The 17,710-nt window shown below is 59.5% G+C and carries 21 protein-coding genes; 11 read left to right on the top strand and 10 right to left on the bottom strand.

Annotated features, from left to right (window positions below; genetic code table 11):
* The first annotated feature begins 51 nt into the window (after nucleotides 1-51).
* Complete coding sequence (locus ASC74_RS01610; protein WP_056738736.1) at nucleotides 52-2,898, top strand: class I adenylate cyclase; 2,847 nt, start codon at nucleotides 52-54, stop codon at nucleotides 2,896-2,898.
* Between the two features lie 5 nt (nucleotides 2,899-2,903).
* On the opposite strand, the gene rnk is transcribed toward ASC74_RS01610, so the two are convergent.
* From rnk to cyaY, 3 genes are all read right to left on the bottom strand, one after another.
* Nucleotides 2,904-3,314, bottom strand: a complete 411-nt coding sequence (rnk, locus tag ASC74_RS01605; protein ID WP_046045088.1) for a nucleoside diphosphate kinase regulator — start codon at nucleotides 3,312-3,314, stop codon at nucleotides 2,904-2,906.
* Between the two features lie 126 nt (nucleotides 3,315-3,440).
* The gene (locus tag ASC74_RS30690) at nucleotides 3,441-3,665 is read right to left on the bottom strand and encodes a DUF1289 domain-containing protein (RefSeq protein WP_082555745.1); all 225 of its coding nucleotides are present in this window, start codon (nucleotides 3,663-3,665) and stop codon (nucleotides 3,441-3,443) included.
* Nucleotides 3,666-3,669: 4 nt separating this feature from the next.
* A complete protein-coding gene (gene cyaY / locus ASC74_RS01600) occupies nucleotides 3,670-4,002 on the bottom strand; it encodes an iron donor protein CyaY (RefSeq protein WP_046045086.1) in 333 nt (110 codons plus the stop codon).
* Nucleotides 4,003-4,346: 344 nt separating this feature from the next.
* Between cyaY and lptM the strand changes: the two genes are divergently transcribed.
* Genes lptM through ASC74_RS01570 form a run of 6 tightly spaced genes read left to right on the top strand, consistent with a single transcriptional unit; the run spans nucleotide 4,347 to nucleotide 8,963 of the window.
* Entirely contained in the window at nucleotides 4,347-4,529 is a 183-nt protein-coding gene (gene lptM, locus ASC74_RS01595) for an LPS translocon maturation chaperone LptM (RefSeq protein ID WP_056738734.1), read from the top strand.
* A 9-nt stretch (nucleotides 4,530-4,538) separates the two neighbouring features.
* Nucleotides 4,539-5,786 carry a diaminopimelate decarboxylase gene (lysA, locus tag ASC74_RS01590; RefSeq protein ID WP_046045084.1) on the top strand — a complete coding sequence of 416 codons (1,248 nt, stop codon included), beginning with the start codon at nucleotides 4,539-4,541 and terminating at the stop codon, nucleotides 5,784-5,786.
* Nucleotides 5,787-5,790: 4 nt separating this feature from the next.
* On the top strand, nucleotides 5,791-6,621 hold the full coding sequence (dapF, locus tag ASC74_RS01585) for a diaminopimelate epimerase (RefSeq protein WP_056738732.1): 831 nt from the start codon (nucleotides 5,791-5,793) through the stop codon (nucleotides 6,619-6,621).
* A 13-nt stretch (nucleotides 6,622-6,634) separates the two neighbouring features.
* Nucleotides 6,635-7,360 carry a DUF484 family protein gene (locus ASC74_RS01580; protein ID WP_046045082.1) on the top strand — a complete coding sequence of 242 codons (726 nt, stop codon included), beginning with the start codon at nucleotides 6,635-6,637 and terminating at the stop codon, nucleotides 7,358-7,360.
* A gap of 2 nt (nucleotides 7,361-7,362) precedes the next feature.
* Nucleotides 7,363-8,262 carry a tyrosine recombinase XerC gene (gene xerC, locus ASC74_RS01575; RefSeq protein ID WP_008150257.1) on the top strand — a complete coding sequence of 300 codons (900 nt, stop codon included), beginning with the start codon at nucleotides 7,363-7,365 and terminating at the stop codon, nucleotides 8,260-8,262.
* Nucleotides 8,259-8,963, top strand: coding sequence for an HAD family hydrolase (locus tag ASC74_RS01570; protein WP_056738731.1), 705 nt, complete (start codon nucleotides 8,259-8,261; stop codon nucleotides 8,961-8,963). Before xerC ends, ASC74_RS01570 begins: the two co-directional genes overlap by 4 nt.
* Nucleotides 8,964-9,178: 215 nt before the next feature.
* Here ASC74_RS01570 and sutA read toward each other — a convergent pair whose 3' ends face one another.
* From sutA to glnK, 4 genes are all read right to left on the bottom strand, one after another.
* The gene (gene sutA, locus ASC74_RS01565) at nucleotides 9,179-9,502 is read right to left on the bottom strand and encodes a transcriptional regulator SutA (protein WP_046045079.1); all 324 of its coding nucleotides are present in this window, start codon (nucleotides 9,500-9,502) and stop codon (nucleotides 9,179-9,181) included.
* Between the two features lie 102 nt (nucleotides 9,503-9,604).
* Nucleotides 9,605-10,030 carry a secondary thiamine-phosphate synthase enzyme YjbQ gene (locus ASC74_RS01560; RefSeq protein WP_056738729.1) on the bottom strand — a complete coding sequence of 142 codons (426 nt, stop codon included), beginning with the start codon at nucleotides 10,028-10,030 and terminating at the stop codon, nucleotides 9,605-9,607.
* Nucleotides 10,031-10,246: 216 nt separating this feature from the next.
* A complete protein-coding gene (locus tag ASC74_RS01555) occupies nucleotides 10,247-11,584 on the bottom strand; it encodes an ammonium transporter (RefSeq protein WP_056738728.1) in 1,338 nt (445 codons plus the stop codon).
* 35 nt (nucleotides 11,585-11,619) lie between these two features.
* Entirely contained in the window at nucleotides 11,620-11,958 is a 339-nt protein-coding gene (gene glnK / locus ASC74_RS01550) for a P-II family nitrogen regulator (RefSeq protein ID WP_002555808.1), read from the bottom strand.
* A gap of 418 nt (nucleotides 11,959-12,376) precedes the next feature.
* Here glnK and ASC74_RS01545 point away from each other — a divergent pair, with 418 nt between their 5' ends.
* Complete coding sequence (locus tag ASC74_RS01545; RefSeq protein WP_008007559.1) at nucleotides 12,377-12,637, top strand: accessory factor UbiK family protein; 261 nt, start codon at nucleotides 12,377-12,379, stop codon at nucleotides 12,635-12,637.
* A gap of 431 nt (nucleotides 12,638-13,068) precedes the next feature.
* Nucleotides 13,069-13,596, top strand: a complete 528-nt coding sequence (locus ASC74_RS30685) for a BRO-N domain-containing protein (protein WP_082555744.1) — start codon at nucleotides 13,069-13,071, stop codon at nucleotides 13,594-13,596.
* Nucleotides 13,597-13,648: 52 nt separating this feature from the next.
* Here the strand turns inward: ASC74_RS30685 and ASC74_RS01535 are convergent, their stop codons facing one another.
* Nucleotides 13,649-13,954: a HigA family addiction module antitoxin gene (locus tag ASC74_RS01535; RefSeq protein WP_046045076.1), complete on the bottom strand. Its 306-nt coding sequence runs from the start codon at nucleotides 13,952-13,954 to the stop codon at nucleotides 13,649-13,651.
* 8 nt (nucleotides 13,955-13,962) lie between these two features.
* Nucleotides 13,963-14,241, bottom strand: coding sequence for a type II toxin-antitoxin system RelE/ParE family toxin (locus ASC74_RS30680; RefSeq protein ID WP_080932510.1), 279 nt, complete (start codon nucleotides 14,239-14,241; stop codon nucleotides 13,963-13,965).
* 249 nt (nucleotides 14,242-14,490) lie between these two features.
* Here ASC74_RS30680 and ASC74_RS01530 point away from each other — a divergent pair, with 249 nt between their 5' ends.
* Both ASC74_RS01530 and ASC74_RS01525 read left to right on the top strand, forming a co-directional pair.
* The gene (locus ASC74_RS01530) at nucleotides 14,491-14,685 is read left to right on the top strand and encodes a hypothetical protein (protein WP_046045075.1); all 195 of its coding nucleotides are present in this window, start codon (nucleotides 14,491-14,493) and stop codon (nucleotides 14,683-14,685) included.
* Nucleotides 14,686-14,835: 150 nt separating this feature from the next.
* Nucleotides 14,836-16,329 (top strand): YifB family Mg chelatase-like AAA ATPase, encoded by a 1,494-nt coding sequence (locus tag ASC74_RS01525; protein WP_046045074.1) that lies wholly within the window; start codon nucleotides 14,836-14,838, stop codon nucleotides 16,327-16,329.
* Between the two features lie 5 nt (nucleotides 16,330-16,334).
* On the opposite strand, the gene ASC74_RS01520 is transcribed toward ASC74_RS01525, so the two are convergent.
* Nucleotides 16,335-17,549, bottom strand: coding sequence for an aldose 1-epimerase family protein (locus tag ASC74_RS01520; protein WP_056738724.1), 1,215 nt, complete (start codon nucleotides 17,547-17,549; stop codon nucleotides 16,335-16,337).
* Nucleotides 17,550-17,710 lie beyond the last annotated feature (161 nt).

The following is a 17,710-nucleotide window of genomic DNA, read 5'->3' as shown; positions in this document are numbered from 1 at the left end:
CCTCATCCGCAGACACCCACGTCTGAGCCCCGCGAGCCGGTTTGAGCTGACATGACCCGCACCCATGAAATCCGCCCCGATCTGGACGAGGGAATCGACCGCAAGGTGCTCAGCCAGTTGCGCGCACGGTTTCTGAAGCTCAACGAAGGCCGTATGGCCCGCGCCATGGAAGGGTTGTCGACCCGCCAGCAAGCGGTGCTGACCCTGTTGCCGCTGTTTTTCCACGTCAATCATCCGCTGTTGCCGGGGTACGTTTCGGGCAGCACGCCGGCCGGGCTGTCGAATTACGAACCCGACGCCAACACCCTCGCCGAAGTCCAACGCCTGACCCGCTCGTTTTCCTATAAGCCCCGCCACGGCAGCAATCCGCCGCGACCGATTCACGGCCTGTTCTTGATGGGCAGCCTCGGCACCCTCGCCCAGGCCGACCAGAGCGACATGGACGTGTGGGTCTGTCATGGGCCGGACTTGAGCGAAAGCGAGCTCACCGAGCTGCGCAAAAAATGCCAGCTCCTCGAAGTCTGGGCCGCCAGCCAGGGCGCCGAGGCGCATTTCTTCCTGATCGACCCGACCCGTTTCGTACGCGGCGAACGTGATACGCAATTGAGTTCGGAAGACTGCGGCACCACCCAGCACTATCTGCTGCTGGACGAGTTTTATCGCACCGCGATCTGGCTGGCCGGACGCACGCCCATCTGGTGGCTGGTGCCGGTCTATGAAGAAGCGAGCTACGACCGTTACACCCACACGCTGATGTCCAAGCGCTTCATCCGTGCCGACGAAACCCTGGACCTGGGGCATCTGGCCTATATCCCGCCTGGCGAATACATCGGCGCCGGACTCTGGCAGTTGTTCAAGGGCATCGAGTCGCCGTACAAATCGGTCCTCAAACTGCTGCTGACCGAGGTCTATGCCAGCGAACACCCCAAGGTTCATTGCCTGAGCCTGCGCTTCAAGCAAGCGGTGTTTGCCAATCGGCTCGACCTTGATGAGCTGGACCCGTACGTCGTGGTCTACCGACGCATCGAGGAATACCTGACCGCCCGTGGCGAGCCGGAACGCCTGGAGCTGGTACGCCGGGCGTTGTATCTGAAGGTCAATCGCAAACTCACCGGCAGCAACAGTCGCACTCAGAGCTGGCAGCGTTCGTTGCTCAAACGCCTGGCCCACGAATGGCAGTGGGATCATCGTCAACTGGCCCTGCTCGATAGCCGCAGCCAATGGAAAGTCCGTCAGGTCGGCTCTGAACGCAGGGCCTTGGTCAACGAGCTCAATTACAGCTATCGCTTCCTGACCCAGTTCGCCCGCAACGAACAGACCGTCAGCCTGATCAACAAGCGCGACCTCAACGTGCTGGGTCGACGGCTGTACGCGGCCTTCGAGCGCAAGGCCGACAAGGTCGAGTTCATCAACCCTGGCATCGCCCCGGACTTGGCCGAAGACACCCTCACGCTGGTGCATGCGCCGAACAAAAAAGAATCGGGTCAAACTCAGTGGGGTTTGTACAACGGCAGCCTGACGGCCCTCGAATGGGAGCATTTCGCACCGATCAAGCGCAGCCGCCAATTGCTGGAACTGCTGACCTGGTGTCACCGCAACGGCGTGATCGACAGCAGCACTCGCCTGGCCTTGCACCCCGGCAGCAGCGACCTGAGCGAGTTCGAGCTGTTCAACCTGCTCGGCAGCCTGCAACAGAGCATCGTCCTGCCGCTGACGACTGTCGCCGAAGAACCGTTGTTGCGCGCCAGTGAGCCGAGCGAAGTGCTGATTCTGGTGAACGTCGGCGTCGATCCACTCAAGCACCACCGCGACCTGAACATCCTGATGACCACCGAGCGCACCGATTCCCTCAGTTACGCCGGCGTCCGGGAAAACCTGGTGCTGACCCTGGATCAGGTCACGCTTAATAGCTGGAACGAAGTGCTGGTCAACCGCTTCGACGGCCCTCACGCGCTGCTCGACTGCGTGCGCGATTACCTCAACAACCTGCCCGGCGGGCTACAACAACCCACGTTGCGGGTTCGGTGCTTCTGCCACAACCGCGCACAGTTTATTGCCCGGCGGGTCGAAGAGATCCTCGACACCGCGCAGAACCTGCTGTTGAGCAAACTCAATCATCGCTACCTGATTCAGGTCCAGCAGCACTACCACGTGCTGGAGCTGGTGCCCGGCCAGGTCAATCATGTCGCCCTCGCCACGCTGCCGGCGCTGGTCGATTACCTGGGCGAAGAGCTGGCAAGCTACAGCCCGCTGCACCTGGACCCGATGGCACTGGAAGACCACGACCTGGCGCTGGTCCTGCCGATGGGCCAGCCCGATTGCATTCAGGTGTTCTACCGGATCAACGAATACCACGCCGACCTGTACGTGCTGGATGAATTCAATGCCCTGTGGCAGCAGCGCTTGCCCTACCACGACGAGCAAAGCCTGCTGGTGCCGCTGCAACGTTTCCTGCAATCGATCCAGTACCGGCGCGACGCCTTGCTGCCGATGGACGTCGCCCAGCCGCTGAGCCTGGACACCTTGTATTACCAACTGCTGCCATCCGGCCCTGTACGGGCGCGTCGGGTCGAAGCTCGACCAGCGCCGCAAACCCCGGTCAACAAACCGTTCTACGATGTGCAGGCAATTGTCGGCAAAGCCGCACCGGGACAGGTGCAGGTCACGTTGTACTGCAATCAGCGGGAGTTTTCAGAGCTGGAACATGGCGACCGATTGTTTAGCGTGGTCGCCCGGGAAATCGTCGAGCAGCGCCGTGAAACCGAACGCTATCGCTGCTACATCACCGACCTGGACCTGTCGGGCCTGCTCGGTGATGGTCAGGGTTCAAGCATTTTGTATTTGCGCTACAAGGCTGACCTGGAGCGCGCATTGAACGAGGCGCTCGAGCAGGTCTGAGGGGTTTATTCCGGAAAGTGACCGCCCTCGGCCGGCTGCGATTCGACTTCCAGCAGGGTCAGTTTGAGCGTCTTGCCGCCCGGAGCCGGCCAGTCGATGTGCTGACCAACCTTGAGACCGAGCAGCGCGCTGCCCACTGGCGCCAGAATGGAAATCTTGCCTTCGTCGGCATTGGCGTCTTTGGGGTAAACCAGCGTCAGGTGATAGTCCTTGCCGCTGCCTTCTTCGCGGCAATGCACACGGGAATTCATGGTCACGACATCGGCGGGTACTTCATCGTGACCGACCAGGGTATCGGCGCGGTCCAGTTCGGTTTGCAGCGCGATAACGCCCGGCAGCGTGTCATCCAGGCTGTCGATCAGGCGCTCCAGACGTTGCACGTCCAGACGGGTAAGGGTGATTGAAGGTGCGGTCATGATTTGGGCAGACTCCTTTCTTCTGCACAGAAAAAGCAAAACCCCGCCAGAAAAAGGCGGGGTTTTCACGAGCCTCGATGGGTTGAGGCGTTTCTCGACACTATCACAGCTTAATAAATATACAAGTCAGGCCCCGCCGACCTGTTTGCGCTGTGCAGCCTGGGCGCAGATAACCCGCCGCCGATCGTCATCGGCCGAGCGCCATTCGCGGATGTCTTCGACATGGCGAAAACACCCAAGGCAGACCTTCTGCTCATCCAGCCGACACACACCGCTGCACGGCGAAGCCACCGCCGGGCTGACATTGCTGTAGAGCGGTTTGGGCGGACGAACGGGCGCAGGCTGGGTCACGATTTCACAGACCTTCGAAATCGAGCTCGGCGTCAGCTTGCTGCTTGACGATGCGCTCAAGCATTTCGCCCAGCTGTTCTTCGCTCTTGTCGCACATCCAGCGCTCGCTCTCTTCGTCGTAATCGAAGTGGAAACCACCGGAAACGGCCGCCAGCCACAGCTGCCGCAGCGGCTCCTGACGACTGAAGATCAACTGGCTGCCGTTTTCGAACTTGACGGTGAGCACACCGGCCGAGCTCTCCAGATCGATATCCAGGTCACACTCGTCAAAAATATCTTCCAGCGTCTGCTGGGTGGCATCGACCAGGTCGTGGAAACGGGCTTCAGTCAAACTCATTGCGGGAACCTCAAAAAGTGTCTACTCACGCTCAAGCGCCGCAAGATACGGGCGAGCCCCGGTGATTGCAAAGGATAACGATCAAGCGTCGATTTCGATACGTTCAGCGCTGTACCTGTGGGAGCGGGCTTGCTCGCAAAGGGGCCAGCACATCCAACATGTTTGTTGACGGAACCACCGCATTCGTCGGAACGCCGCCCGGAGCAAGCCCGCTCCCACAATGGATTGCACATAACTTACCGGCATCGTGCGAAGCCCCGCCGGACGGGAGCCCCGTCGCATAGGCAAGCTGCCGGGTGGCCGGTATACTCCGGCGCAATTAATGCATTTTCAAGGATTTCGCCATGAAGCGCCTGATCTCTTCCCTTGCTGCGCTCGCTTCGCTCGTCGCTTTTGTCAGCTTATTATCGGCCTGTGGTCAAAAAGGCCCGCTGTACCTGCCTGACGATAGCCAGGATCCTGCCGAGCAGGCCAAGTCGTCACAGCAAACTCCGTCGAAAGCACACAAGCACGACGTCTACCAATAAGGGAACGCCATGGACGCTTTTAACTACCGTGACGGCGAGCTGTTCGCGGAAGGTGTTGCCCTGTCCGCCATCGCCGAACGCTTTGGCACACCGACCTATGTCTACTCCCGTGCGCACATCGAAGCCCAGTACCTGGCTTACGCCGATGCGCTGGCCGGCATGCCGCACCTGGTCTGCTTTGCGGTCAAGGCCAACTCCAACCTGGGTGTTCTGAATGTCCTGGCGCGTTTGGGCGCCGGTTTCGACATCGTTTCCCGTGGCGAGCTGGAACGCGTACTGGCCGCTGGCGGCAGCGCCGACAAAATCGTTTTCTCCGGTGTCGGCAAGACCCGTGACGACATGCGTCGTGCCCTGGAAGTCGGCGTGCATTGCTTCAACGTCGAATCCACCGATGAGCTGGAACGCCTGCAAGTGGTCGCTGCCGAGCTGGGCGTTCGCGCGCCGATCTCGCTGCGCGTGAACCCGGATGTCGACGCTGGCACCCACCCGTACATTTCCACCGGTCTTAAAGAGAACAAGTTCGGCATCGCCATCGCTGACGCCGAAGACGTGTACATCCGCGCCGCCCAACTGCCAAACCTGGAAGTGGTCGGTGTCGACTGCCACATCGGTTCGCAACTGACCACCCTGCCACCCTTCATCGACGCCCTCGACCGCCTGCTGGGCTTGGTCGACCGCCTCGGCGATTGCGGCATTTACCTGCGCCACATCGATCTCGGTGGTGGTTTGGGCGTGCGTTATCGCGATGAAGAGCCGCCATTGGCTGCCGACTACATCAAAGCCGTGCGCGAGCGTCTCGACGGTCGTGACCTGGCGCTGGTGTTCGAGCCGGGCCGCTTCATCGTCGCCAACGCCGGCGTGCTGCTGACCCAGGTCGAGTACCTCAAGCACACCGAACACAAAGACTTCGCCATCGTCGATGCGGCCATGAATGACCTGATCCGCCCGGCGCTGTACCAGGCCTGGATGGACGTCACCGCCGTGCGCCCGCGCACTACCGCGGCTCGTGCCTACGACATCGTCGGGCCGATCTGCGAGACCGGCGACTTCCTGGCCAAGGATCGTGAGTTGGCCCTGGAAGAAGGCGACCTGCTGGCCGTGCATTCGGCCGGCGCCTACGGGTTTGTCATGAGTTCCAACTACAACACCCGCGGCCGTGCCGCTGAAGTGTTGGTGGACGGTGATCAGGCATTTGAAGTGCGTCGCCGTGAGACGGTAGCCGAGTTGTTTGCTGGCGAAAGCCTGCTGCCGGAGTAAACCCATGCTGCTGCGTTTTACCAAGATGCACGGCCTGGGCAATGACTTCATGGTCCTTGACCTGGTCAGCCAGCATGCGCACATCCTGCCCAAACACGCCAAGCAATGGGGCGATCGGCATACGGGTATCGGTTTCGACCAGTTGCTGATCGTCGAAGCGCCCAGCAACCCGGACGTGGATTTCCGCTACCGGATCTTCAACGCCGACGGCTCCGAAGTGGAACAGTGCGGCAACGGTGCTCGCTGTTTCGCTCGCTTCGTGCTCGACAAGCGCCTGACCGCGAAGCGGCAGATCCGCGTCGAGACCAAAAGCGGCATCATCGAACTGGATATCCGCAGCGACGGGCAGATCGGTGTCAACATGGGCGCACCGCGCCTGGTGCCGGCCGAGATTCCATTCGAAGCGCCGGAGCAGGCCACAAGCTATCAGGTTGACGTCGACGGCACCCTGGTCGACCTGGCCGCCGTGTCCATGGGCAACCCCCATGCCGTGCTACGGGTCAGCGACATCAACAATGCACCAGTACGTGAACTGGGGCCGAAAATCGAAAACCATCCGCGCTTCCCGGCGCGGGTCAATGTCGGTTTTCTCCAGGTCATCGACCGGAGCCGCGCGCAGTTGCGCGTCTGGGAACGCGGGACCGGGGAAACCCAGGCTTGCGGAACAGGCGCCTGCGCTGCCGCAGTGGCCGCGATCTGCCAGGGGTGGATGGATTCGCCGCTTTTGATCGACCTGCCCGGCGGGCGTTTGTCCATTGAATGGGCAGGCCCTGGCCAACCGGTCATGATGACCGGCCCGGCAGTACGCGTTTATGAAGGACAAGTGCGTCTTTGAGAGAGTCGAATCCATGAAAGATAAGCCCCAGGTTCCCGCCCTACAGCCCGACGAATCCCCTTCCGAAAGCCTTGAGGCGGCGGCGATTGCCGCGTACCTGGAGGCTCATCCGGATTTCTTCGTCGAGCATGAAGAACTGCTCGCAACCTTGCGCATTCCGCACCAGCGCGGCGACACCATTTCGCTGGTCGAACGCCAGATGAGCATCCTGCGCGACCGCAATATCGAGTTGCGTCATCGCCTGTCGCACTTGATGGACGTGGCTCGCGACAACGACCGCCTCTTCGACAAGACCCGCCGCCTGATTCTCGCGCTGATGGACGCCACCAGCCTGGAAGACGTGGTGATCAGTGTCGAAGACAGTCTGCGCCAGGACTTCCAGGTGCCCTTCGTCAGCCTGATTCTGCTGGGTGACAACCCGATGCCGGTCGGCCGTTGGGTCACGCATGCCGACGCGCAAACAGCCATCGGCGGCTTGCTCTCGGAAGACAAAAGCGTCAGCGGCAGCCTGCGTGAACACGAACTGGACTTCCTGTTTGGCGAAGAACAGCGCAAGCAGATCGGTTCCACCGCCGTCGTCGCCATCAGCTACCAAGGCATCCACGGCGTCCTGGCCATCGCCAGCCGTGACCCGCAGCACTACAAGAGCTCGGTGGGCACGCTGTTCCTCAGCTACATCGCCGAAGTCATGGGCCGCGTGCTGCCACGGGTCAACACCTCCCTGCGCTCGGTACGCTGATGATGGAACGGCAACTGGACGCTTACTGCGAACACCTGCGCAGTGAGCGGCAGGTGTCGCCCCACACGCTGTACGCCTACCGCCGTGACCTCGACAAAGTGCTGGGCTGGTGCGTCAAACAGAACATCAGCAGTTGGGCGGCCCTGGACATCCAGCGTCTGCGCAGCCTGATCGCTCGCCTGCATTCACAGGGCCAATCTTCGCGCAGCCTGGCGCGGCTGCTGTCGGCGGTGCGCGGGCTCTATCACTATCTGAACCGCGAAGGCCTCTGCGACCACGACCCGGCCAACGGCCTGGCGCCGCCCAAGGGCGAACGACGGCTGCCAAAAACCCTCGACACCGACCGTGCGCTGCAACTGCTTGAGGGCGCGGTGGAGGATGATTTCCTGGCGCGTCGGGATCAAGCAATCCTGGAGCTGTTCTATTCCTCGGGTTTGCGGTTGTCGGAACTGACCGGACTCAATCTGGATCAGCTGGATCTGGCTGACGGTATGGTTCAAGTGCTCGGCAAGGGCAGCAAGACCCGACTGCTGCCGGTCGGCAAAAAAGCTCGAGAAGCACTGGAGCTGTGGCTGCCGCTGCGGGCCATGACCAACCCTGCGGACGACGCGGTGTTTGTCAGCCAGCAAGGCCGGCGCCTCGGCCCACGGGCGATTCAGGTGCGGGTTAAAGCCGCTGGCGAGCGCGAACTGGGGCAGAACCTGCATCCGCACATGCTGCGACACTCTTTCGCCAGCCATTTGCTGGAGTCGTCCCAGGATTTGCGGGCGGTTCAGGAGTTACTCGGCCACTCGGACATCAAAACCACCCAGATCTACACCCACCTGGACTTCCAGCACCTGGCGACGGTTTACGACAGCGCCCATCCACGGGCCAAACGCATCAAAGGCGATGAGTCATGAGAATTCAATTGATCACCTTCGACCTCGACGACACCCTGTGGGATACCGCCCCGGTGATCGTCAGCGCCGAAGCCGTATTGCGTGAATGGCTGACCGAGCATGCACCAAATCTGGGCGCCGTGCCGGTGGAGCATTTGTGGGCGATTCGCGAACGGATCCTGAGCAGCGAACCGGGCCTCAAGCACCGCATCAGCGCCCTGCGCCGCCGAGTCTTGTTCCATGCTCTGGAAGAGGCCGGGTACGACCATGATCAGGCCTCAGACCTGGCCGATCAGAGTTTTGAAGTGTTTCTGCATGCGCGGCATCAGCTGGAAATCTTCCCGGAGGTGCAACCGACCCTGGAGACGCTGGCCAATCACTACGCCCTCGGCGTGGTCACCAATGGCAACGCCGATGTGCGTCGGTTAGGGCTGGCGGATTACTTCAAGTTTGCCTTGTGCGCCGAAGACATCGGCATCGGCAAGCCGGATGCGCGACTGTTTCATGAGGCGTTGCAGCGTGGTGGTGCGACGGCCGAGACGGCCGTGCATATCGGCGATCATCCGGGTGACGACATTGCCGGCGCCCAGCAGGCGGGATTGCGGGCGATCTGGTTTAACCCGGCGGGCAAGGTTTGGGAAGCCGAGAAGGCACCGGATGCCGAAATTCGCAGCCTGAGCGAGTTGCCGGCGTTGTTGGCCCTCTGGAACGCCCAACACTGATCCTGAGATCACACACATCCACTGTGGGAGCGGCGGTGCGACGATTCGACTTGCTCGCGAAAGCGGCGTGTCAGTCGACATCAATGCTGACTGACACGGCCCCTTCGCGAGCAAGCCCGCTCCCACATTGAATCGCGTCACGCCCTAGACCTTTTACTTCACCCATGAAAAAGCCCGCAGCGACGGCGGGCTTTTTCAGCAAGCAAGTAGCAGGCTCAGATAGGCCGGCTGCCGTACTTGTTATCAGGCTTCTTGGGCGGATCGGCGACCACATTGGCCTCCACTTCCTGCACCTTGCCGCCCTTGGCCAGGAACTCTTCCATGGCCCGCGCCAGAGCATCACGCTCCTTGTTTTTCGCTTCGACGCTCGGCAGCTCATCGACCGATACCGCTGCCTTGGCTTTGCCTTTGGCGGTCGGAACGGGCGCTTCACCGCCATCGTCGTCAGCAACGTCTTCCGCTGCTGTTTCCAGACCTTCTTCGGTTTCGTCGTCGTCGCCTACTTCGAGGTCGTCGTTTTCCAGATCATCGTCGCTCATGTTCTACCTCATGACTTGCGAAAAGCAGATTAGTTATAGCCCAGCTTCGCCGTCTGTCGAAGGCCGCCGGAAAAAATTCTACAACCGCTGGCAACCAGCGGTTTATGCCTCTTCACCGTGCACGGTGGCGAGGACTTTACGGGCACCGCCAAAATCACGGTGCTCGCCCAGATAAACGCCTTGCCAGGTCCCCAGCGCCAGTCGGCCTGCCGAAATCGGCAAACTGAGCTGACAGCCAAGCACGCTGGCCTTGAAGTGCGCCGGGAGGTCGTCCAGGCCTTCGTCGTTATGCTCATAGCCGTCTGTTCCTTGTGGGATCAGACGATTGAAAAATCGTTCGAAGTCGCGACATACCGCCGGATCGGCGTTCTCGTTGATGGTCAACGACGCCGAGGTATGCTGCAGCCACAAATGCAACAGACCGACCCGACATGCCTTGAGTTCAGGCAGGCCGGCGAGTAACTCGTCCGTTACCAGATGAAAGCCCCGGGGCCTCGCCCGCAGGGTAATCAGAGTCTGTTGCCACATACAGTTCTCCGCACGTTCGGGGCGCATTCTAGCGCGCTCTGGGAAAAAACAAAGGCCCTAATATTCCTTCTATCATGTAAGCCATTGGCCGCAGAAAAACGCCCGTCGTAAACGCCACTAAACGTGTACGAAAAAACCTTTCAGCAGTTCCTTCACTGACAAACTCCAGACAAAAAAATGCCCGGCAAGCCGGGCAAGTTTTTTTTGTGCGCGTACTTACAAGTTGTAGCCGCGTTCGTTGTGGAGTGCCAGATCGATGCCGACGGCCTCTTCTTCTTCCGTGATACGCAGACCCATGACAGCGTCCAGCACCTTGAGGATGATGAAGGTGACGATCGCGGTGTAGATCACCGTGAAGCCCACGCCTTTGCACTGAATCCAGACTTGTGCGGCGATGTCGGTCACGGTGCCGAAGCCACCCAGCGACGGTGCAGCGAAGACACCGGTCAGGATCGCGCCGAGGATACCGCCGATACCGTGCACACCGAAGGCGTCCAGGGAGTCGTCATAGCCAAGTTTGCGTTTCAGAGTGGTGGCGCAGAAGAAGCACACCACGCCGGCTGCCAGACCGATGACCAGAGCGCCCATCGGGCCCACGGTGCCAGCGGCTGGGGTGATTGCAACCAGACCGGCCACAACACCCGAAGCGATACCCAGAGCACTTGGTTTGCCGTGAGTGATCCACTCGGCGAACATCCAGCCCAGTGCAGCGGCGGCGGTTGCGATCTGGGTCACCAGCATCGCCATACCGGCCGTGCCGTTGGCCGCAGCGGCGGAACCGGCGTTGAAGCCGAACCAGCCTACCCACAGCATCGCGGCGCCCATCAGGGTGTAACCGAGGTTGTGCGGCGCCATCGGGGTGGTCGGGAAACCTTTGCGCTTGCCCAGTACCAGGCAGGCAATCAGACCGGCCACACCGGCGTTGATGTGCACCACGGTGCCGCCAGCGAAGTCCAGCACGCCCCAGTCCCACAACAGGCCGCCGTTACCGGACCAGACCATGTGCGCGATCGGTGCATACACCAGGGTGAACCAGACGCCCATGAAGATCAGCATGGCGGAGAACTTCATCCGCTCGGCGAAGGCACCGACGATCAGCGCAGGGGTGATGATGGCGAACGTCATCTGGAAGGTGACGAACACCGCTTCAGGGAACAGCGCCGCAGGGCCGGTCAGGCTCGCTGGCGTGACACCGGCGAGGAACGCCTTGCCCATGCCACCGAAGAACGAGTTGAAGTTGATGACGCCCTGTTCCATGCCCGTGGTGTCGAACGCGATGCTGTAGCCATAAATGACCCACAGGATGCTGATCAGACCGGTAATGGCGAAGCACTGCATCATCACGGAAAGAATGTTTTTGGAGCGAACCATGCCGCCGTAGAACAGCGCGAGGCCGGGAATGGTCATGAACAGCACGAGGGCTGTCGAGGTCATCATCCAAGCAGTGTCGCCGGAATTAAGGACTGGGGCCGCCACTTCGTCTGCCGCCATAGCCAGGCTGGGCATTACGAGGGACAACAGGGCTCCTAGCCCTGCGAATTTACGCAGAGTCATATTGTTTTCTCCTGGGGCGTTGGGTTTGTGGCGGCTTAGATTGCGTCGGTATCGGTTTCGCCGGTACGGATGCGAATCGCCTGTTCCAGATTGACCACGAAGATCTTGCCGTCCCCGATCTTGCCGGTGTTGGCAGCCTTGGTTATCGCCTCGATAACCCGGTCAAGATCCTTGTCGTCAATGGCGACATCGATCTTCACCTTTGGCAGGAAATCGACCACGTATTCCGCGCCGCGATACAGCTCGGTGTGACCCTTCTGCCGACCGAAGCCTTTGACTTCAGTAACGGTAATGCCCTGCACGCCGATCTCGGACAGCGACTCGCGTACGTCGTCCAGTTTGAACGGCTTGATGATGGCAGTGACTAGCTTCATGAAAACTCTCTCCCGAATTGGTGGACTTGCCCCAGGAAAACAAACCCGACTCAAGTCTAAGCGCAGTGCCTGGCTTTGTAACGCATCGTCGGCCTTACCTGCCCGTCCGACGCCTGCTAACCACTCCGCACGAAACACTTCCCCCGTTCCGCTTGGCGCACTGCATTCGTCACAGCGACTGCATCAGTGCATGGGTCACTACCGACTAAGCAGAAAGCTTGCCATCTCGCCAAAACCCACTGATTTCAAGCCTTTGGCCGCTGCTGCAAGCGGCTTCGCGCAAATGGCCCGACGGATACGCACAACAACAGTGCGCAGCCGCCCGTCACCATGCGCGAAAAGCGTGCACCCCTGACGGCGAGATTGACTATAGACACTGCGTGATACACTGCCCGCCATTGTTGACAGGACATTTCCCATGCTCGCGCCCAAAGACTTCCTCGATGCCCTGAGCGGCACCGCCTCCCGCCTCTTCAGCGGCGACACCCCACTGCCGAAAAGCGAAATCGAAAGCCAGTTCAAGGCTCTGTTGCAGAGCGGCTTCAGCAAGCTGGATCTTGTGAGCCGGGAAGAGTTTGATAGCCAGATGGTCGTGCTGGCACGTACCCGGGCACGGCTGGAAAGTCTTGAGGCGAAGGTTGCGGAGCTTGAAGCGAAGCTAAATCCACCCACCGAATAACGCCGCAGATCCCACGGTGAAACCCAATCCACTGTGGGAGCGAGCCTGCTCGCGATAAGGTCGGAACGACCTTCAGATTCAACTGTAGGAGCTGCCGAAGGCTGCGATCTTTTGATCTTTAAGCGCTCAAAAATCCAAGCACCTTCCTACAACAAAACCACCGCCGTCCGATTGCGCCGCACAGCCCCGGTTCCTAAGCTCACCCTCTGCTGAATATTTCAGCACTGGGTTTGGCGACCTGGAAGGCTTAAGGAGCACGACGACCATCCGATGGCGGGCTAATTTCCGCCATATCGAGTCATGGCGGCTGTGCGTGGGAGATCTTCGGATCTGCCGGGTTCCTTTTGCTCCGGTTCGCCAACCCGCGTATAGCTGCCACCCATTCGTTTGGCGACGATTGCCGGCAGCCCCTTTAGCAAAAGGAGCTTTCGATGATTCGCAATGACTCTCACCTGATCCCCCACGTCTTCACCCGCCACAAACTCCACCTTCACGCCCTCCTGCTTGAAAACCAGGCTTGGTTCAGCGCCCGCGACCTCGGCCGATTGCTCAGGCTTTTCCTCGACGAACGAGCCGTCCGAAAACTCGACCCCGACCAACGCCAAACCGCCCAAATGCTCATCCACGGAGACATCGAAAACACCCTGCTGATCAGCGAATCCGGCGTCTACGCGTTGCTGGTCTACCACTACTGCCCCGAATACCGAGGTCTGCGCGAATGGCTGACCCACGACGTGGTCCCAGCCCTGAGAGACGCACAGCAACCCACCTCAACAGAGCGCCCGATTCTGAGCCTGCTGAATTGGCCGGAGATGTCGTTGAGTTTGCTGCACTGGAATAACCAACCGTGGATTCGGTTACAGGATGTTCCGCACATGCTTCCAGAGGGTGAACGGCCACAGCGCGCAGTCAATGCACCGTGGTGGAAGCGTGCTTCCCGAATACTCCTGGCAATCTGAACGACAAAAAAACCCCACGTTTGTAACATGGGGTTTGTTCAGGAGCAGAGGATCAGGCGCAGTGCGAAAGACGCTCAACCTGATCCCGGATCGCAGCCCCTCGTTCAATCTCGGCTTTGCGCAAATCGTAAGTCGATTGCAAGTTCAACCAAAATTCAGGGGTCGTATCCAGACAAATAGAAAGCCTGAGAGCCATATCAGCACTGACGCCCCGACGCTGAAGCACAATGTCGTTCACCGTGGGGGTCGAAACGCGCAATGCTCTGGCCAGAGCAGCAGCCGTAAGGCTCAGAGGCTCCAGGTATTCCTCTTTGAGGATCTCGCCAGGGTGCACCGGGCGCATACCATTCTTAGTCATTACTCACCTCAGTGATAATCGACGATTTCGACATTCTCTGGTCCGTTAGGACCCCAAACAAAGCAAATTCGCCATTGAGCGTTGATGCGGATGCTGTGCTGACCTCTTCGATCCCCCTCCAATGCCTCCAGACGATTGCCCGGTGGTGATCGAAGGTCAATCAGTACGGCAGCAGCATCAAGCATCGTCAGCTTTCGTTCCACGACACTCAGAATGGCTGACCACATACGGGTCTTACCGTTGCGAAACAGGTACTCAGTCTCAGAACACTTAAAGCTAACGATCATAATTTAAAGCTTAACGTTATGCATTAATCTTGAGTGTAGAAGCTGAACTCATGAATTCCAACCCACCGCTTCCAGTTTGGGCCCTCCTTTCAAAACTTTAGGAAATAGACTACCTACGTCCTTCAGAAGGCCTTTGAATTCAAGCCGAATCCTACAAAAATAAGTGCCAATTCTTATTGCGCCCCAACCACACTCACCTCTTAAGCTGACAGACCTAAAAAGCAGTCTTCAAATCCAAAAGAGGTCGCTATGAAACCAAGAAAACGAAAAGCCAAACTGCTCCTGGTCGCTGAACATCATGCTGAGGCTCTCCGGTTAGCCGGGAACGTATCGGCGAATCAACGCCGCTTTTTCGATGTCGCCGCTGCTCACGGCAAAGAACTTGAGCCGAGTGGCTGGCTTGCAGGCACGAGCCTGACTAAGCTCCCCAAAGAAACCGTCTGACTCGCGTTTCCTTTCGCCTCCGAATTAGCTCATCAGCACTCGCAACATCCTGCGAAAGTTTGGCGCCTCCATCGCCACGCGAAATCACCACCTCCCGACTACCCTTCAAAAACCGCAGGAAGCGGTGCTACTTCAGCTCAAGGAACGACCATGTCCCTTTCCATCGTCCACAGCCGCGCCCAGATTGGCGTGGATGCACCCGCCGTTACCGTCGAAGTCCATTTGGCCAACGGGTTGCCATCGCTGACCATGGTCGGTTTGCCCGAAGCGGCGGTGAAGGAAAGCAAGGACCGGGTACGCAGCGCGATCATCAATTCAGGCCTGCAATTTCCGGCGCGGCGCATCACGCTGAATCTCGCGCCTGCGGACTTACCTAAGGATGGCGGACGGTTTGATCTGGCGATTGCCCTGGGGATTCTGTCCGCCAGCGTGCAGGTGCCGACGTTGACGCTGGATGACATTGAATGCCTCGGAGAATTGGCACTGTCAGGCGCGGTACGTGCGGTGAGAGGCGTGTTGCCAGCTGCGCTAGCAGCACGCAAGGCCGGGCGTTCGCTGATGGTGCCGCGGGCGAATGCCGAGGAGGCGTGCCTGGCGTCGGGGTTGAAGGTGTTTGCCGTGGATCACCTGCTGGAAGCCGTTGCGCACTTCAACGGACATACGCCGGTCGAGCCCTACGTTTCCAACGGGTTGCTCTACGCCAGCAAGCCCTATCCGGACTTGAATGAAGTGCAGGGACAACTTTCGGCCAAACGCGCATTGCTGATTGCGGCGGCGGGCGCTCATAACCTTTTGTTCAGCGGACCACCCGGGACCGGGAAAACGCTGTTGGCGAGTCGTTTGCCGGGGCTGCTTCCTCCTTTGGCCGAAAACGAGGCGCTGGAAGTCGCAGCCATTCAATCCGTCACCAGTTGCGTGCCCTTGAGCCACTGGCCGCAAAGACCATTCCGCCAGCCCCATCACTCGGCCTCCGGCCCGGCGTTGGTGGGCGGTGGTTCAAAGCCGCAACCCGGTGAAATCACCCTCGCCCACCATGGCGTTCTGTTCCTTGATGAACTCCCGGAATTCGATCGCAAGGTGTTGGAAGTCTTAAGGGAGCCCCTGGAATCCGGTCACATCGTGATTTCCCGCGCCAAGGATCGCGTGAGATTTCCGGCTCGCTTTCAATTAGTGGCCGCGATGAACCCGTGCCCCTGTGGATATCTTGGCGAACCCAGCGGCAAATGCAGTTGTACACCGGACATGGTCCAACGCTACCGCAACAAGCTGTCGGGACCGCTGCTGGATCGGATCGACCTGCACCTGACCGTCGCGCGGGAAGCCACGGCGTTGAATCCTGCGCTCAAACCCGGTGATGACACTGCCACTGCTGCGGTGCTGGTTGCCAACGCCCGGGAGCGGCAACATAAACGCCAAGGCTGCGCCAACGCATTCCTTGATTTGCCGGGACTGCGCCGTCACTGCAAGTTATCCACAACAGACGAAGCCTGGCTGGAAACCGCCTGCGAGCGTTTGACCCTGTCACTCAGGTCAGCCCATCGACTGCTCAAGGTCGCACGCACGCTGGCAGACCTTGAACAGGTCGATGGCATCACCCGTGAACATCTGGCGGAAGCGCTGCAGTATCGGCCGAGCGCCAATTGATCGGTTTACTCCTTGGTGAGATCCACCAACGGCGCCTGCCGAACCTCAGTTTCCCGCCCACCTTGAATATCACTCACCGTCTTCAACGCCTTATCCACAGCCCCTTTATCAGCGAGCAAGCTGTACCTGATCTGAAACTCCTTCTGTTCTTTAGCTCCAATCGTCGGCACCAGATTCAGTGGCCGCTGATACCGGCGGTTGTAAGAAAAACTCGTTCCTGGCTCAAGACCCGTGACATAGCCCTGCCCTTGTGTGTCCGTGTTTTTCCACAAGGAAAACACCGGCAACTGCTGAGTATTGAAACCCACCGAAACCCCAAGGCTCCCCGCCTTGTTATGCAGCACGGTCAACGTGTCACCCTTGGCATCGCCATAAGGCACGACGTTGTAAACCGTCTCGTCATAGTCCTTGGTCGGCGCGCGATAGGTTTGCCAGTCCGGCAGATCCACTTTTGCCTTGTCATTGAACGGCGAGACCTGTTTCACCGGTGCAACAAAGCGTGCGCCCTGCTCCAGGAATGGGGTGCTGAAGTTGCTGTGGTACAGCGCTTGGTATTCCTTCGGATAATCGCCGTTGTTGGTCAAGGTGTCGTTGAGGGCAAACGTTACGCTGCCGGGCTCGGTGACCAGTTCGGTCGCGACGGAGAAGTCGACTTTCTTGAACGCCTGCTCTTTCAGTTCGCCACGCAGGCTGATGGCGTAAGGCGCTTTTTCATCGATGTGCAACGTGACTTTGCTGGCCGGGATGTTGGCGGCACGGCCATGGAGGGTCAGCAGTTCACCGTTATCCATGCCTGGGTGGCCGACCCACTCGTAGCCGCAGCGGGCGACCAGTTCGTTAAAGCCCTCGAGCCAGCCCAGCCCGCCTCGACCGTTGAGTTCGATGAAGGACGGATTGACTACGTCCTTGACCGGCGAATCCCAGCCCATACGCACATTACCGACCGACGCCTGCAGGACGTTCATCCCGCGGGTCGGCACCACCGAGAGTTTCATCGTGCCGTTATCGATGTCGACGATGCTGACACCCTCCTGCCGACCGCCGTGCAAGGTGCGCAGGGTCACGGAGAAGGGTTTGCCGGTTTTTACCCCCAGTTGTTGGCTGGTGATCTGCCAGTTTTGGGAAGCTTTGTCGCTGTCGAGCAGAACGTAATCCCAGGCCATGGCATGGGAAGCAGCGGACAGCGCGCCAAAGGCAACGATGAGTTTGAGCGGATTCATGGGTAAGCCTTTCTTGGAGTTGTGTATTTTTTATAGCGCTGATGAAACGATTCAGCAAGCTTAAAAAGCGTACACCCGAGCCATCCCAAGCGAATTTAAATTGACCCCATGCAACCTCCGCACGCTTACGCTAGTCTCATACGGTTTTGGACCTCCGGCTG

The sequence above is a fragment of the Pseudomonas sp. Root329 genome (assembly GCF_001424925.1).
Taxonomy (GTDB): domain Bacteria; phylum Pseudomonadota; class Gammaproteobacteria; order Pseudomonadales; family Pseudomonadaceae; genus Aquipseudomonas; species Aquipseudomonas arabinosi.
This window is presented reverse-complemented; position numbering and strand designations above follow the sequence as displayed.